This is a genomic window from Streptomyces sp. NPDC104313 (genome assembly GCF_055583985.1).
In genome coordinates this window covers 199,782-214,292 of record NZ_JBVJMW010000006.1, presented here as the reverse complement: position 1 = coordinate 214,292, position 14,511 = coordinate 199,782, and the positions used below count along the sequence as shown (strand labels likewise).

20 protein-coding genes are annotated in these 14,511 nt (G+C 68.8%); 12 read left to right on the top strand and 8 right to left on the bottom strand.

Going from position 1 to position 14,511, the window contains the following annotated elements:
* Positions 1-269: 269 nt before the first annotated feature.
* Positions 270-761, top strand: a complete 492-nt coding sequence (locus ACZ60Q_RS16650; protein WP_469634357.1) for an SUKH-4 family immunity protein — start codon at positions 270-272, stop codon at positions 759-761.
* Between the two features lie 800 nt (positions 762-1,561).
* Positions 1,562-1,780: a DUF397 domain-containing protein gene (locus tag ACZ60Q_RS16645; RefSeq protein WP_469634354.1), complete on the top strand. Its 219-nt coding sequence runs from the start codon at positions 1,562-1,564 to the stop codon at positions 1,778-1,780.
* Between the two features lie 77 nt (positions 1,781-1,857).
* Here ACZ60Q_RS16645 and ACZ60Q_RS16640 read toward each other — a convergent pair whose 3' ends face one another.
* The gene (locus ACZ60Q_RS16640; RefSeq protein WP_469634351.1) at positions 1,858-2,124 is read right to left on the bottom strand and encodes a hypothetical protein; all 267 of its coding nucleotides are present in this window, start codon (positions 2,122-2,124) and stop codon (positions 1,858-1,860) included.
* 674 nt (positions 2,125-2,798) lie between these two features.
* Here ACZ60Q_RS16640 and ACZ60Q_RS16635 point away from each other — a divergent pair.
* Genes ACZ60Q_RS16635 through ACZ60Q_RS16625 form a run of 3 tightly spaced genes read left to right on the top strand, consistent with a single transcriptional unit; the run spans position 2,799 to position 4,400 of the window.
* Positions 2,799-3,032: a hypothetical protein gene (locus ACZ60Q_RS16635; protein WP_469634348.1), complete on the top strand. Its 234-nt coding sequence runs from the start codon at positions 2,799-2,801 to the stop codon at positions 3,030-3,032.
* Entirely contained in the window at positions 3,013-3,537 is a 525-nt protein-coding gene (locus ACZ60Q_RS16630) for a DUF6879 family protein (RefSeq protein WP_469634345.1), read from the top strand. Before ACZ60Q_RS16635 ends, ACZ60Q_RS16630 begins: the two co-directional genes overlap by 20 nt.
* Positions 3,538-3,548: 11 nt before the next feature.
* Positions 3,549-4,400, top strand: a complete 852-nt coding sequence (locus ACZ60Q_RS16625) for a helix-turn-helix domain-containing protein (protein ID WP_469634343.1) — start codon at positions 3,549-3,551, stop codon at positions 4,398-4,400.
* On the opposite strand, the gene ACZ60Q_RS16620 is transcribed toward ACZ60Q_RS16625, so the two are convergent.
* The 4 genes from ACZ60Q_RS16620 to ACZ60Q_RS16605 are packed head-to-tail and all read right to left on the bottom strand — an operon-like array spanning position 4,397 to position 5,979.
* The gene (locus ACZ60Q_RS16620) at positions 4,397-4,783 is read right to left on the bottom strand and encodes a hypothetical protein (RefSeq protein ID WP_469634340.1); all 387 of its coding nucleotides are present in this window, start codon (positions 4,781-4,783) and stop codon (positions 4,397-4,399) included. The two genes, ACZ60Q_RS16625 and ACZ60Q_RS16620, sit on opposite strands and share 4 nt — an antisense overlap.
* Before the next feature lie 23 nt (positions 4,784-4,806).
* Positions 4,807-5,253 (bottom strand): hypothetical protein, encoded by a 447-nt coding sequence (locus ACZ60Q_RS16615; protein ID WP_469634337.1) that lies wholly within the window; start codon positions 5,251-5,253, stop codon positions 4,807-4,809.
* A gap of 4 nt (positions 5,254-5,257) precedes the next feature.
* Complete coding sequence (locus ACZ60Q_RS16610; RefSeq protein WP_469634334.1) at positions 5,258-5,722, bottom strand: hypothetical protein; 465 nt, start codon at positions 5,720-5,722, stop codon at positions 5,258-5,260.
* Complete coding sequence (locus tag ACZ60Q_RS16605) at positions 5,719-5,979, bottom strand: hypothetical protein (protein ID WP_469634331.1); 261 nt, start codon at positions 5,977-5,979, stop codon at positions 5,719-5,721. The genes ACZ60Q_RS16610 and ACZ60Q_RS16605 overlap by 4 nt, the downstream gene beginning before the upstream one ends.
* Positions 5,980-6,072: 93 nt before the next feature.
* Between ACZ60Q_RS16605 and ACZ60Q_RS16600 the strand changes: the two genes are divergently transcribed.
* The 5 genes from ACZ60Q_RS16600 (at position 6,073) to ACZ60Q_RS16580 (ending at position 9,944) form a co-directional block, all read left to right on the top strand.
* Positions 6,073-6,912 carry a DUF5753 domain-containing protein gene (locus ACZ60Q_RS16600; RefSeq protein ID WP_469634328.1) on the top strand — a complete coding sequence of 280 codons (840 nt, stop codon included), beginning with the start codon at positions 6,073-6,075 and terminating at the stop codon, positions 6,910-6,912.
* Entirely contained in the window at positions 6,909-7,124 is a 216-nt protein-coding gene (locus ACZ60Q_RS16595) for a DUF397 domain-containing protein (RefSeq protein ID WP_469634325.1), read from the top strand. The genes ACZ60Q_RS16600 and ACZ60Q_RS16595 overlap by 4 nt, the downstream gene beginning before the upstream one ends.
* Before the next feature lie 61 nt (positions 7,125-7,185).
* A complete protein-coding gene (locus tag ACZ60Q_RS16590; protein ID WP_469634322.1) occupies positions 7,186-7,851 on the top strand; it encodes a class I SAM-dependent methyltransferase in 666 nt (221 codons plus the stop codon).
* 234 nt (positions 7,852-8,085) lie between these two features.
* Entirely contained in the window at positions 8,086-8,877 is a 792-nt protein-coding gene (gene fabG / locus ACZ60Q_RS16585; RefSeq protein WP_469634320.1) for a 3-oxoacyl-ACP reductase FabG, read from the top strand.
* Positions 8,878-9,161: 284 nt separating this feature from the next.
* Positions 9,162-9,944 carry a D-Ala-D-Ala carboxypeptidase family metallohydrolase gene (locus ACZ60Q_RS16580; RefSeq protein ID WP_469634317.1) on the top strand — a complete coding sequence of 261 codons (783 nt, stop codon included), beginning with the start codon at positions 9,162-9,164 and terminating at the stop codon, positions 9,942-9,944.
* A 72-nt stretch (positions 9,945-10,016) separates the two neighbouring features.
* On the opposite strand, the gene ACZ60Q_RS16575 is transcribed toward ACZ60Q_RS16580, so the two are convergent.
* Complete coding sequence (locus ACZ60Q_RS16575; protein WP_469634314.1) at positions 10,017-10,448, bottom strand: PaaI family thioesterase; 432 nt, start codon at positions 10,446-10,448, stop codon at positions 10,017-10,019.
* Positions 10,449-10,557: 109 nt separating this feature from the next.
* Positions 10,558-11,229, bottom strand: a complete 672-nt coding sequence (locus ACZ60Q_RS16570; protein ID WP_469634311.1) for a DUF4232 domain-containing protein — start codon at positions 11,227-11,229, stop codon at positions 10,558-10,560.
* 498 nt (positions 11,230-11,727) lie between these two features.
* On the opposite strand from ACZ60Q_RS16570, the gene melC1 reads away from it, so the two are divergent.
* Positions 11,728-12,150 (top strand): apotyrosinase chaperone MelC1, encoded by a 423-nt coding sequence (melC1, locus tag ACZ60Q_RS16565; RefSeq protein ID WP_469634308.1) that lies wholly within the window; start codon positions 11,728-11,730, stop codon positions 12,148-12,150.
* Between the two features lie 16 nt (positions 12,151-12,166).
* Complete coding sequence (locus ACZ60Q_RS16560) at positions 12,167-12,991, top strand: tyrosinase family protein (RefSeq protein WP_469634305.1); 825 nt, start codon at positions 12,167-12,169, stop codon at positions 12,989-12,991.
* 7 nt (positions 12,992-12,998) lie between these two features.
* Here ACZ60Q_RS16560 and ACZ60Q_RS16555 read toward each other — a convergent pair whose 3' ends face one another.
* Positions 12,999-14,510, bottom strand: a complete 1,512-nt coding sequence (locus ACZ60Q_RS16555) for a DUF6056 family protein (RefSeq protein WP_469634303.1) — start codon at positions 14,508-14,510, stop codon at positions 12,999-13,001.
* Position 14,511: the final 1 nt, after the last annotated feature.

Sequence of the window (14,511 nt, the reverse complement as noted above, 5' to 3'; positions counted from 1 at the left end):
GCATCCTCCAGAAGATTGCGCGGAGTTGCACACCGATCACTCCAGGGCATCCCTCGCGGATGCGATCAGCGCACGCGCCGAGGCCCCGTAGACCGCGAGGCCGCCGCCACCCACCCGCGCAGATCCACGGCAGGCAGTAACGGATCTCTATCCACCTACCACTCTTCCCAGAACGTGACCGAGCGAACACTCCAGGTAACTGCGCGAGCGCGCTTGACTGTAGTGTTGAGAAAGCGAGCAAGGATTATGCCGCTACAGAAAGAATATTAATGAGTAACGAAAGATTCGACGAGGAACCCCCTCAGTTTTCGATGATTCAGCTGCACTTTCGTGAACCCGCAAAGAATTCCTATGTGCCAGAATTCCTCAATGTCCCAGATGAGGCAATCGGGGCAGTGTATCAAGCTCTAGGCTTCCTGGAGATTGTTGCGATCGGGGCGCACGGGGAATTCGTCAAGTTTGGGAGCACTAGATTGTTCGGAAGCATCCTGTGGGATCCACGCACCGGGCATGTGGTGCAATCCGGTAGAAGCCTGGACCATGTGGTGATGGTTAATACCAATCTCGAGCGATTCTCCCTGTGCGTGCACCACCTCATTGAGCGATATCCATTTGATGCCGATGAAGGCGGCGATAGTTGGGACGTCGCTGCGCAAGACGTGGAGGATTTTCTACGCCACACCGATCCGGAGGCGTATGCAACCGAAGGGAATCTGTGGTACGAAATAAAATGGGATATCAATAATGGGGATTTCAGTTAAAGACTGACCCATGTAGTGGCGCTGATGCCGATCTCGATTTTCCCCAGTGCCGCTCTTCGTTCCAGTTGGTTCACGAAGGGCCAGCTGCACATTCATCAGTGGTTCGGCCCGTCCCCTCCATCAGGGCATCCGGCGAACCCCTCAGCGACGTGGATCTTGCCGACGTAGAGGTCGATCAAGCTTTTGGTCTCGTGTGGTAGCTCGGATGTCTGGACCCACCTCTTCAGGTCGGATGTCATGACGTGGCCGAAGTCTTGGTCACGCCGTCGCTGCGTTTCATCGGTGGTTCGTCGTTGCTGCTGCACGCCGACAGAACGAGCAGGCAGGCGGCGATCACCAGACCTCCCGGTATGCAACTCAACCGCGGATGGTTCATTTCCCCCCTGATCCCCGGGCGGGACGCGGCCTAAGAGCGTAAAGCGCTTGGAGTCATCACACAGGGGGAGTTGACGGAAATTTGAGTATTGGAGGGCCGAACACAAGTCTCGATCGACTGTTCCGCGAAACAGGGTGGACGCTCAGACAATGTGCACAAGCGGTCAACCGCATCGGAACTGGCGGACATGTTCCATCTCATCGCTCCCCACCTCAAGGACCACGAGGCGCAAGGCCTCTACCAACGCGCCCGAGGCACCGTCCGCCCCGAGCTGATTCCGGCGCAACGAGGTCGGTGAGGGACGACAACGTCCTGAACCTCACTGTGTTGCCAGGGCCTTTGGCGTCTACCTTCAGTTGCAGGCCGTTTCTCTGTCGCAGACAGATACCGTGGACGTGTTCCACCAGCACCGAAAGGGCACCCCGTGACGACCGAATCCACGACCCCGCAGTGGGTCAAGTCCTCCTACAGCAACAACGGCGGTTCGTGCGTCGAGTGGGCCCCGGCCACCGCGTCCGCCACCGGCACCGTCCCCGTACGCGACTCGAAGAACCCGGGCGGCCCGGTCCTCACCGTCCCCGCCGCCGCGTTCACCGCCTTCGTGGCGGGCATCAAGGCCGGTGGTTTCGACACCACCGCCTGACCCCCGCCGCTGCCGTAACTCCGGCTACGCCCCACCGTGCCCGCGCGGTGGGGCGCCCCGCTGCGGCCTCGCTCAGGTCAGGTCAGGTCAGGAACCGGGTTGTCCGGAGTGTCCAGCCACACCACATGGGTGCCGTCAGGAGCGAGGGTCAGACCGAATCGCTCCGGCCCAGGACAGCCGGTATCGAGCCACCAGGCGTGGGCGGTCTCGACCGCTCCCCACAGCCGACGGGGTCCGTGCTCCCACACGGTGAAGCGGTCGGTGGTCCGCCCGTCCCGGTCCACGGCCGCCCAAGAGGTCGCATCAGTGGTGGCGAGCCACAAGCGGTCCGTGACTCCCTCCACATCGGGGTTGTCGTGCCAGACCCTCCATAGGTCGCGGAGCAGAAGGCCGACCGCGAACTGTGCGGCCCAGTCCTCGCCGGCGACCGTCCAGGGGGCAACCGGGTCGCGGACTCCTCAGGTACGTGGCTGTCACGCACCACATCCCGGTAGATCCGCACATCCGTACGCTGCCCCTGGCACGCCCCGGAAGGCAGCTTCCCAGGCCGGGGCCATCGGCGCACCAAGACTCTCGTTCACCGAGCCGAGCAGGCCGGCGGTCATGGCGGACAAGGCGGCGGCCCGCTCGTCCGATCCGGTCAGCTCCATCTGCGTTGTTCCTACTTCCCTTTGTGCTTCGGCTCCGGCGCTGGCCTCGCCGTGTCCGAGGAGGGCTTGGCCGTGCCCGGGTCCTTGCCCCCCCGGGTGCTTTCCGTCGCCACCGCCGCCGCCTTTGCCTGTTCCCCAACCCATAGTTCTCTGTTCCTCTCCCCTGGGCGTGAGCGTCCTGGGCCGTACCGCAGGGGCCGACCCAGCACTTCGGGCTCAATGGAACGACCGTAGGGAGCAGTGAGGCTGGAGAGCTACGTTGTTGCACCCGGTTGCAGGTGCCCCTGGAGCAGCCTTGACGCCCCGACCGTACGGCCATGAGGCTGCACACAGTCCGGTGCGAACCGGGCTCGACACCAGGAGGGGCTATGCGTTTACGGTTCGTCGGGAAAGATCCTGAGTCCGGAGATCACGGCTGCCCGGCCGTGTGGGTGGACGAGAACACGAAGGAACTCGTCATCCAGGGCGTGGCGGCCGATTCCGACACGACCGCCAGGACCGTCCAGGACAGTCCGCTGCCCGCACACGAGAGTGTGGTGCGGCTGCCGCAGCGCATGATTCCGTTGTTGAGGGAGGCACTTGATGGCGCAGAGCTTGAGTAGCTTCACCGACCTGATCCAGTCAGCCGAGCGGTCCGCCGTCCATCTGGAGATGCGTGACGTCTACGCCGTCCCGAACGAGGACGAACGCTTCGCGGCATGGCGGCATGGCCAACGGCTCGACCCTGCCGACCGTGATTCCTGGTGGCGCCCCTGGCTCGATGTCGTGCAGGGGGTCACCAACAAAGGCGTCCGCCTCCGCCGCGCCCGTATCGTGAGCGAACCGCCCAGCGAGTACATCCGCTACGAGCACTCATTCACCTTCACCAACATCGCGGCGGGGGAGGAAGTCCGCTGGCTCCCGCGACGGTTGGCCTCTGGGATCTCGCTGCCAGGAAACGACTTCTGGTTGTTCGACGGCACACTCGTCCAGTTCAACGTATTCGATGGTGACGGGCGTTGGGTCCACACCGACCAGACCGGTGATCGAACAGTGGCCGGCCTCTGCTTCGAAGCATTCGAATCCGTCTGGGAACAAGCCATTCCGCACGACGAGTACACCCTCTGAGAAACGCGTTCATGCCCGAGTCACCTCTGTCCACGGCCCAAGCAGCCCGTGCGGCCCTCGCCTCCCGTCTCGACCGGATACGAAGGGACGCCGGGCTCACCGGGCAGGACCTGGCCGTGAGGTGTGGCTGGCACAAATCGAAAGCCTCCCGCATCGCTCGCGCCAGGACGGCCCCCTCGGATTCCGATATTCGGGCGTGGTGCGCAGCCTGCGGAGCGGAGGGGCAGGCAGCCGATCTGATCGCCGCGTCCCGGACTGCTGAGTCCATGTACGTCCAGTGGCGGGAGATCCACCGGGACGGAATGCGCCGGGTACACGAAAGTACCGTCCCACTGTATGAGCGGACGACCCACTTCCGCGTGTACGCCTCGAACGTCCTGCCCGGAATGCTCCAGACCGCCGAGTACGCGACCGGGCTGCTGAGTTCCATCACCGCGTTCCAGGGCACGCCTGACGACGTGGCCGAGGCCGTACGAGCCCGGATGGCCCGCTCCCGCGTCGTCCGCGAGGGCAACCACCGCTTCGCCCTGCTCGTCGAAGAGGCCGTCCTCCACTACCGGGTCTGCGACGGCCCGAATCTGGCCGCCCAGCTCCGCCATCTGCGAGAGGTCATGGCCCGGCAGAACGTATCTCTGGGGATCATCCCTTTCGGAGCGCGACGTACCGTCTGGCCGCTGGAAGCCTTCTACGCTTTCGATGACGCCCAAGTGGCCGTGGAGACGCTGACGGCCGAGGTGAACATCACGGAGCCCGGCGAAGTCCGCAGCTACCTGCGAGCGTTCGTGGAGCTGTCCCGCATGGCCGTCCACGGAGCACCCGCACGCGATCTCATGACCAAGGCCGTCAAGGCCGCCCTCTCCTAGAGGGCGCCCTGCCCTCCCTCCCTGAAGAAGTGCGGGCGCTCCCCCGCGAGGACGGCGTCCACCGCCGCGAGCGTCGGATCGAGGATGTCCCAGTCGTGGGCGGAGGGGTGATCGGCGAAGAGTCCGCACGCGTCCTCGCCCCGGGGGTCGACCGCACCGCACCAGGCCCGCTCCGCCAGAGTCGCCCGTTCACCACGCCAACGGGCCCAGACTGCGGCGCGGTTCGCGTCGTTGTCCCACAACGCCATCGCGTGGTGGCCGTCGTGATCGGCGGCCAGCTCGCAGAGGAGGTAGCCGGCCTCCGGGCGGCTGCCGCCGGGCGCGGCGAGCCGGATCACGAACTCCGGGGGCGGCAGCAGGGTTACAGCGGTGCACTGGTTCATGGGCGGAGGACCTCCGGTTGCGGTCAGGACTCGTCGGTGTCGGGGGCGTCGTCCTCGGCGACGAGTCGCCGGACCTCGCTGTGAACGTGTTCGGCGATGAGGTCGCCGAGCGGGTCGGTCACGGAGAAGGAGTGCGGCCCGGGGTGATGGTCGAAGAACGCGCACGTGGTGACCGTGCGGTTTGCCAGCTCGCGCAGGACAGCAGGGCACAGGCGCAGCGTGTCGAGCCGGTGGACGCGGTGCGCACCGGTCCCCGACCAGCGGAACCACAGGTCCCGGTCGTCCGGCACGTCCGCCGTCCACAGGTGCGCGGCGTGCTCGGCCGACTCGTCGTGGTCGGCCAGCTCGCACAGGACGAAGTCCTCCGCCTCCACGACGTCGGGCGGGTGCTCCGGCCCGCCCTCCATGGTGGCGAGGGCCAGCAGCGCTTCGGCGTAGGGGACTTGGGTCACGTCGGTGCATTGCAGCACGGGGTCAGGTCCCTTCCGTTTCCGTACGGGGCGGATACGGGTGGTTCGTCGAGGCCGCCGCCACCCACCCGCACAGATCGACGGGCCACCCGCCGAGGGTGACCCTCAGCCCCGCGAAGGGGTCAACCACGGTGAGCAGGGCGGGGAGCCCGGATTCCAGCGCGCTCATGGCGTTGTCCTGGCAGCCGGGGTCGCCCGCCCACGCCCGGAGCGCCTCGGGAGCGTCGGAACCGTGGAAGGTCACCGGCCGGATGTCTCGCGCGCCGAACCACGGGGCGGCCGGGGCCGGATCGCGCCCGTGGCCGTCCGCCAGCCGCAGAGCCTGCCGCCGGAGCCAGCGGAGAACGAGCCGGCGGCTCGGCAGGGCGACCCCGCCCAGCGGAAGAGCCCGGCCGCCGACCGTCACCGTGACCGCCGCGACGTAGTCCAGCACCCTCACACGGCCCGGGCCCGAAGAGGCCGCCTTCACAGCACTTCTCCCCGGCTGCGGGCGTTGAGCCGTGCGGTACGGGCCCGAAGCTGCTCCATGAGCAACGCGGTCCGTACGTAGCACGGTTCGACCTCCCACTCGCGCCCACCACCGACCGGGCGGAGAGACCAGTACGGACCGGCGACGCCTTGGAACTCCCCCACGCGGTCACCGCGACTGGTGTCCACGAGCAGGGTCCCGGGGGTCGGGACGTGTGGGAATCGCTCCGTATTCGAGCTGACGTTCTCGACGTACACCGTTCGCTCCTCTCTGTAGTCGAATGACTACCGGGGCGACTCAGCGTGGCCTAACGTGGAGACGTCTTCAACGTTTCGAATCTGGGGGATACGTTGGTAAACCGCAAGGATGTGAACCCTGACGGGGGCCCGGAGGCGGCCTTCGGTGCACGCCTGCGTAGGGAGCGCGAAGCACGGGGCTGGAAGCAGGACGACCTCGGCGCGCGCATCGGCTACACGGGGAGGCACGTTTCCGGGGTGGAATTGTGCCACAAGTCCCCAACTCGCAAGTTCTCGATCGCCGTTGACGTGGCGATGAGCTATACGGGAACCGCTGATTCGTTCGAGCGCGAGTGGCGCAAGATCAAGCACGGGGTGCTGTTGCAGGGCTTCCCGGAGTACGTGGCCCTGGAGGGCCGGGCGGCGGAGATCCGGCTGTTCGAGGTCGGCGTCATCCCAGGGCTGTTGCAGACCCGGGAATACGCGCAGGCCCTGGCGAGCGGGGCAGTCGACCGAGGAGTCATCACGACCGAACAGGCCGATCAGCGCGTCTCGTTACTCATGGAACGCCAGAGCGCCCTGTTACGCACCGTGCCACCGATGCTGATCGCGGTGCTGGACGAGAGCTGCATCCGCCGGCCGATCGGCAGCCCTGCCGTGATGGACGCTCAGTTGCAGTATCTGGTCGACTTCGCCTCGCAGTCCCACACCATGCTGCAGATCGCCCCCTACAGCGTCGGTGAGCAGCGACCCTTCAACCGGGCGGTGAATCTGCTGACGCTCCAGGACCGGTCCGTAGTCTCCTACGTCGAGTCCGAGACGCAGGGCCATCTGGATCGCGAACTCAGCTCTGTCATCCCGATGGTGAGGGCCTACCATCAGTTGCAGGCCGTGTCTCTGTCGCAGACAGATACCGTGGACGTGATCCACCAGCATCGAAAGGGCACCCCGTGACGACCGAATCCACGACCCCGCAGTGGGTCAAGTCCTCCTACAGCGACAACGGCGGCACCTGCGTCGAGTGGGCCCCGACCACCGCGTCCGCCACCGGCACCGTCCCCGTACGCGACTCGAAGAACCCGGGCGGCCCGGTCCTCACCGTCCCCGCCGCCGCGTTCACCGCCTTCGTGGCAGGCGTCCGGGCCGGGGACTTCGGGGCCTCCTGACCACCCCGCACCCTCTGTGCCGCCCCGCCAAGGGCGGCACAGAGGGTGCCGGTCACCTGCCATGACGGCATCATCGACCCGAGCGACCCGCCTCCTGCGCGCACTCGACCAGTTCCACGCCACCCACCCGTGGGATCACAACGCCCACTACCACCGGTGGATCCTGCGCCGGCTCCCCGGACGTTTCGCCGACGCCCTGGACATCGGATCAGGCAGTGGCGACCTCGCCAGGCTGCTGGCCTCCCGGGCCGAGGTGGTGCACGGCATCGACGCCGGCCCCGCCATCGTCGAACGCGCGCGGGAACGCACAGCTCCCGGGGCCCCGGTGACCTTCACGGTCGGAGACGCGCTGAAGGACATCCCGTCCGGCCGCCGCTACGACGTCATCACCTGCGTCGCCACCCTCCACCACCTGCCGTTGACCGACGCGCTCACCCGCTTCCGCGAGCACCTGGCTCCTGGGGGAACCCTGGTCGTCGTCGGCCTCTACCGCCCGTGGTCCCGGAGCGACCGCCTGATCGACGCCGTCGCCGTACCGTCGAACATCGCCATGGCCTGGATCAAGAACAAGGGCCGCCGGGCGCCGCGTCCCGTCGCCATGACCGCACCGACCCGACCGGCGACCACCACCTATCCGGACATCGTCCGCACCGCCCGCCACGTGCTTCCCGGCGCACGGCTACGCCGACGACTGTTCTGGCGCTGCACCTTGGTCTGGAAGGGGTGAGGGGCTCCCACAGCTCCCGGCCCGCCTCGGCCTCGCGGTTCCGTTCTCTGTCCCTATTGCTTCTCTGTCCTTATTGCCTCTCTGTTCTCGGCCTGTCCTGAGGCGGTATCCGGCCGGAGTTCCGTGGTGCGGGATGGCTCCACCGCCGGTGACCTAACGTGTTGATCATCAACATGAGCGGTGACGCGTGGCCACGAGGTACGGGGCACGTGGTGAGAGGTGCGAGGGAGTTCGATGGTGACGGAGACCGATTGGCGGCGGCGGTCCGTGGTCGTGACGGGCGCGACGCGGGGCATCGGGCGGGGCATCGCGGAACTGTTCGCCCGTCGTGGCGCCGCTGTCATCGTCACGGGACGGGACGCGGAGGCCGCCCGCAAGGTGGCGGACGAGCTCGCCCGAACCACCGGATCCCGGGTGTCCGGTCTGGGCGTGGACCTCCGGGACCCGGGGGCCATCGAGGCGATGGCCGACGAGGCCGAGAAGCGCCACGGACATGTGGACGTGGTGTGCGCGAACGCCGGAGTCTTCCCCGAGAAGCCCCTGAGGGAGATGACGGCCGCGGACGTGGACGATGTCCTCGCCATCAATCTGCGGGGTTCGATCCTCACGACGAAGGCGTTCCTGCCGGCCATGGAACGCGCAGGACACGGACGGGTGGTGCTCACCTCCTCGATCACCGGGCCGACCACGGGTTACCGCGGGTGGTCCCACTACGGAGCGAGCAAGGCGGGTCAGCTGGGGTTCCTCCGGAGCGCCGCGCTGGAACTGGCCCCGGCGGGCATCACGGTCAACGCCGTACTGCCCGGAAACGTCCGCACCGAGGGGCTGGGCGAGCTGGGCGAGGACTACCTGCGGCGGATGGCCGCCACGATCCCGGTCGGCCGGATCGGCGAGACCTCCGACGTCGCACACGCCGTGCTCTTCCTCGCGTCCGACGAAGCCGCGTTCGTCACCGGTCAGACGCTCACCGTCGACGGTGGCCAGACCCTGCCCGAATCGCTGGACTCGTTCGCCCCGATCGCCTGACACCGACGGCCCGGCGGCGCGGGTGCTCATCGGCGCTTCGCCTCCGGGCCGTACCCGTTCTCCGTGGCCCTCCAGCAGACCGGGCGCTGCCGGTCACCGCGGCACGGCTGGGCGTCATGGGGCCCGGAGCCCGAGGCGCGGTCGTCGCCGGAGTACGGGCCGGGTCAGGGTGACGAACCGCCCCACCCCCTGGCAGCATGTTGACATGCCCTTGACACTTACGGGCGCCGCACCCGAGGCTCGTAACCCCCTTGGACAGCTTGACGACAATGAGGTGCGGCCCCATGCGATCACGCCCCGTCGGATTCCTCCTCTCGGCCCTCGCGGGCGCGGCCCTCGCGTTCGGCGGCACCACTGCCGCATCCGCGGCCCCGCCCCCGGCCCCGGCCCCCGATTCCGCGCCGACCGGGAACGTCGGTACGGCCGACGCCTGTTACACCTGGAGCGGCACCCTCCAAGAGGGCTCCAGCGGCGAAGCGGTACGTCAGCTCCAGATCCGCGTCGCGGGCTATCCGGGCACCGGAAACCAGATCACCGTCGACGGGTCGTTCGGCCCGGCCACGAAGGCGGCCGTGCAGCGCTTCCAGGCCGCGTACGGCCTGGCCGCCGACGGCGTCGCGGGAGCCCAGACGTTCAACAAGATCTACCAGTTGCAGGACGACGACTGCACCCCGGTCAACTTCACCTACGCCGAGCTGAACCGCTGCAACTCCGACTGGTCCGGCGGCAAGGTCAGCGCCGGCACCGCACGCGCCAACGCCCTGGTGACCATGTGGAAGCTCCAGGCCATGCGGCACGCGATGGGCGACCGGCCCCTCACCGTCAACGGCGGCTTCCGCAGCGTGTCCTGCAACAGTGCGGTCGGCGGAGCCGCCAACAGCCGCCACCTGTACGGGCACGCGGCAGACCTCGGCGCGGGCGCCCAGGGCTTCTGCGCCCTCGCCCAGGCGGCGCGCAACCACGGCTTCACCGAGATCCTCGGACCGGGCTACCCCGGCCACAACGACCACACCCACGTCGCCGGGGGCAGCGGTCGCTTCTGGTCCGCGCCCAGCTGCGGCATCTGAGGCCCGGCGGGGCGGGGAGCCGCGGCCCGGAGGGCCGCGGCTCCCCGCTGCCCGGAGGGGCGACGGCGGCGGTCAGTGTCCGGGGTTCCCGGCGACGGCGATCGTGCCCTGGGCCACCGCGCAGAGGGTTTCCACCCCTTCGGCGTCCACCATCAACAGATCGCAGCGGCAGACGACCCGGGTACGGCCGGGGCGGACCACCTGCGCCCGCGCGCGCAGCACCTCGCCCCGGGCCGGGCGCAGATAGTCGATGGTGAAGCCGGCGGTCAGGACGGACGGACCGACGGCCGCGCCCGCCGCGAAGGTGAGGGCGTTGTCGGCCGCGTAGCTCAGGACGCCTCCGTGAACGAAGCCGTTCTGCTGGCGCAGCTCGTCCCGCACGTCCACCTCCAGGACAGCCGCTCCGTCGCCGAAGGCCGTCAGCCGTGCGCCCAGCAGGACGCTGAAGGGCTGGGCCTCCAACACCTTCCGTCCGAACGCGAGTTCCGAGGCATGTGCCTCCATGTTCCACCTCTCTTCCCTGGTGGGGTGAGCCTCGCCGCCCGGGAACCGATCCGTCAACATCGGCCCGCACCGCCCGGCGTCCGGTCTCCCCAGCCCGGCGTCCGGTCTCTCAGGCGGAGGGAACGGCGTCGGCCGGGGCGGTGTGCCAGTTGGTGACGACCGGCTTGTCGACCGTGATGGTGCCGACCTCCAGGGAGACCGGGTCGGGGTCCTCGTTGCCGACGCCGACGATGATGGAGTCCAGTTCCTTGCCGCCGTCCGTGCTGGTGGTCTTGGGGTTCACCCCGGCGTAGGCGGTGGTGTCGCCGCCCAGCGTGACCGCGTCGCCGACGGCCTGCTCGGCCGGGCCCGCCTCGGTGCCGTCGGACCCGAACGCCACCGTCGGGAGCGCGGCCGGCAGCACACAGGTGATCCCCTGCCTGGCCTTCGCCATGATGAGGATGTAGCCGCCGGCCTGGCTCTCGGACCGGGTGCTCCAGGAGATGTCGTTCGCGCCGCAGGCCTGCTGGACCGACTTCCGCGTGCCGTCGCCGATGTGGGCACCGGACCCCTCGGCGCTGCCCCCGCCCTTCGCTTCGGACCCCTTGTCGGCGCCCTGCACCGTGCCCTTGTCGGCCTCCTTCGAGGCGCCGGACCCGGCTGCCGCGTCCGCGACGGGCGTGCCGGTGGCGGAGGGACTCGGCGCGGCACCGTCCTCCGTGTCCTGACACGCCGTCATCAGCAGGGCGCCGCCCACCAGGGCCGCGGAGACGAGGAAGGCCTTACGGCGGTTACCGAGCATGAGATCCCCTTGGTGAGCGTGGTCGCGGTCGTGTTCCTTGATCACTATGAGGGGCCGGAAGCCGCGGGGGTACGGGAGTTGCGTTGCCAGGACAACGCTGTCACAGACCGAAGACATGATCACGGAGCCGAAACCCGGGCCGCACAGGATCGTCACCCACGGAGGGAGCGATTCCGGCTCCACCGCCGCCGTCCACGACCGCTACTTCCGGCCATGCCCTGATCATCGTTCCGGTGGGTGACGGCGTGACGGATTCCGAAAGATCTTCACGTGGAGGACACACGCACGGCAAAAGCTTCGTCTTCCGGCCCCTCCGAGGCCGACGCAGAGCGGCAGAAGAGACCCGTGACGCCCCTGGGGCCGTGGATACGTGTCCATATGAGAGCCAACCCCTCTCTGCCTCCTTATGCGGAGAGTCACCCCCGTGTACACATGATCACGGCGGCCCCGAACAGCCCGGGGGCCGCCTCAACCATGTGTTTTGGGGGTACATCCGTCATGCCCAGACCCACCCGCCGTCAGGCCCTCGGGGCCGTCATCGGCGTCGCCGCGGGCGGCGCGCTCATCGGCGTCACCTCCGCTTCCGCCGGCACCGTGCCGACCGCGACCAGGAACGCCGGCAGCACAGCCGGCGGCGCGGGAGAGCCCGGTTCCTTCGACGAGGTCTTCAAGGGCCGCCGCATCCAGGGCACGCCCGCCGAGGCCCACACCGGCACGCATGCGCACGCACACGCCGGGCACGGCGCCGGCTACCGCGTGTTGATCGACGGCCGCGAACTACCCGTGATGCGGCACGGGAAGAGCGGCTGGAGCAGCACGATCAACCACTACGAGAGATTCGCGACCCCTCTGGAGGCCGCTCGCACCGCGGTCAGCTCGCTCAAGGGCGCCGTCGTCGTTCCGTTCGACCCCACCGCCTGACCCGGGAGCAGCAGTCATGACCGTACGGAAGAACCAGGCGAACCTCACGGCCCCCGAGAAGAAGGCCTTTGTCGACGCGGTACTGGAAGTCAAACGCAGAGGGGTGTACGACGAATTCGTACTCGCCCACCGCACGCGGTTCTCGATAGACATGAACAGCGGGATATACGTGGCCCACTTCGGGCCGTCGTTCCTTCCCTGGCACCGCAAGTACCTCATCGACTTCGAGAACGAACTGCAGAAGGTCGACGCGTCGGTCTCGATCCCCTACTGGGACTGGACCGCCGACAACACCGTCGGCTCCTCGCTCTGGGCCCCGGACTTCCTCGGCGGCACCGGACGCCCCTTGGACGACCAGGTGATGGACGGGCCCTTCGCGCATTCCGGCGGGAAGTGGACGATCAACGTCTCGGTCGACAGCCGCGCCTTCCTCGCCCGCAACCTCGCCTATCGCGTTCCCACGCTCCCGCCCCGGTCCGAGGTCGACGCCGCCCTCGCCATGCCCACCTATGACTCCCCGCCCTTCCGTGACGGCTCGACGGGATTCCGCTCCACACTGGAAGGCTCCGCGGGATATTTGAGCATGCACAATCGGGTGCACTCCTGGGTCTGGGGTCATATGGAGACGAGCGTCTCCCCGAACGATCCGGTGTTCTGGCTGCACCACTCGTTCGTCGACAAGCTCTGGGCCGACTGGCACGCACTCCACCCGGCCAGCGCCGAGTACCTCCCCGCCGGGGGGACTACCGACGTGATCGATCTGAACGACACCATGCCGCCCTGGCCGAACACGACCCCGCAGAGCGTGCTGGACCACACGCAGTTCTACACCTACGCCTGATTCCCCGTCAGGGGGCTCTTCCGGAACCGTCCGTGATCCGGTCGAGCCCGTAGTAGTCGGCGACACACCCGCCGGGCCAGTACTGGCGCCCGCCCCGGCTGAACGGCTCCAGCATCTGACTGATCACCAGGCGCTGGTACGGCAGGACCCGCTCACCGGCCGCAGCCCCCTCGCGGAGCCGGCGGTCCTGGGCGTCCCACTTCTCGGCACGGGCCCGCATCGCGGTGTCCAGGTCGCTCAGCGCCACGGCCGGGCCGACGCAGACCAGGACGCAGAGCGCCGCGCACACCGCCTTCGCCGGGGCGGTGCGGCGGGTGTGCCGGCGGAGGGTCAGGCCCAGCAGGGCGCCGGCACCGACGAGCAGGATCACGTACAGCAGGAGGTAGTCGTTCCACAGCCGGTTGGCGCTCGGGTCGCTCGCCCGGTCGCCGAACACCGGATACGTGATGACCGTGCAGAGGTAGCCGGAGACGAGGAGGGCGAGCACTCCGCCGGCGGTGAGCAGGGCCAGGTGCGCGGGCGGGCGGGGCGGTGTCCCGTCCGCCCGTCGGCACAGCAGCCCCAGCAGTACGCCCGCCGCGACCGCGCCGACGTACTGCCAGGTCGTGACCACGGTGACGGTGATCTCGGCGAATGCGCGCAGCGACCCGGCGAGGGAGTCGGGGGCGAGCAGGGAGGTGGTCTCCGCGCCGAACCGCTCCCTTCGGCGCACGGAGCCGGGTGAGGTGATGAGGACGGCGGCCCCGGCCACCGTCCCGGCGATTCCCGCCGCGCACCAGCGCCGGACGAACCCCCGGTCGGAGGCGGGGACCATGCGGCCGGACAGTAGGAGCGCGGTCAGGAGCACCGTCACCACGACGATCGCCGTCTCCTCGGACAGCGTGGCGAGGAAGGCGCCCATGAGCGCCGCCACGGTGAGCGCGAGGGCCCGCCCCCGGCGGGAGCGGGCGAGCAGGAGCGGGATCAGGGCGGCGCAGGCCAGGACGGGCGGCAGTGTGTGCGAAATGGACGCGGCGGGCCAGTAGTAGGTCTTGTACGTGTTCGGCGTGACGAACAGGAAGAGCGCGGCGGTCAGGGCCGCGAGCAGGAGCGGCAGCCCGCGCGGGGTGCGCAGCCGGGCCCGGCGCAGTGCCAGGACGGCCACCGCCCAGAGGACCGCGAGCACCAGAACCCCGCTGACCAGGGGGAACCACTGATGTCCCGCGACCTGGAACTGCGCGTACGCGCCGACCAGGAGCGCGTTGGCGACCCGTCCGTTGTCGTCGAGGTAGAACTTCCCCACGAGACCGGTGACGCCGTCGTCCCGTACGGCGGGCAGGAAGCACCAGTCGTCCGCGCCGGGCCTCACCCACCGCCCGAACCAGGACGCGGCGGCGAGCAGCGCGAGGGGCGGCAGCGCGAGGGCGGTCACCCAGAGGGCGGTCCAGGGGTGGTCCGAGGGGCGCCCGGCCGGGTCCGCCGTCTCCTCGCCCGGCCGCGGTCCCTCCGCGCCGGCGGCCACGGGAACGTCGTCGGACATC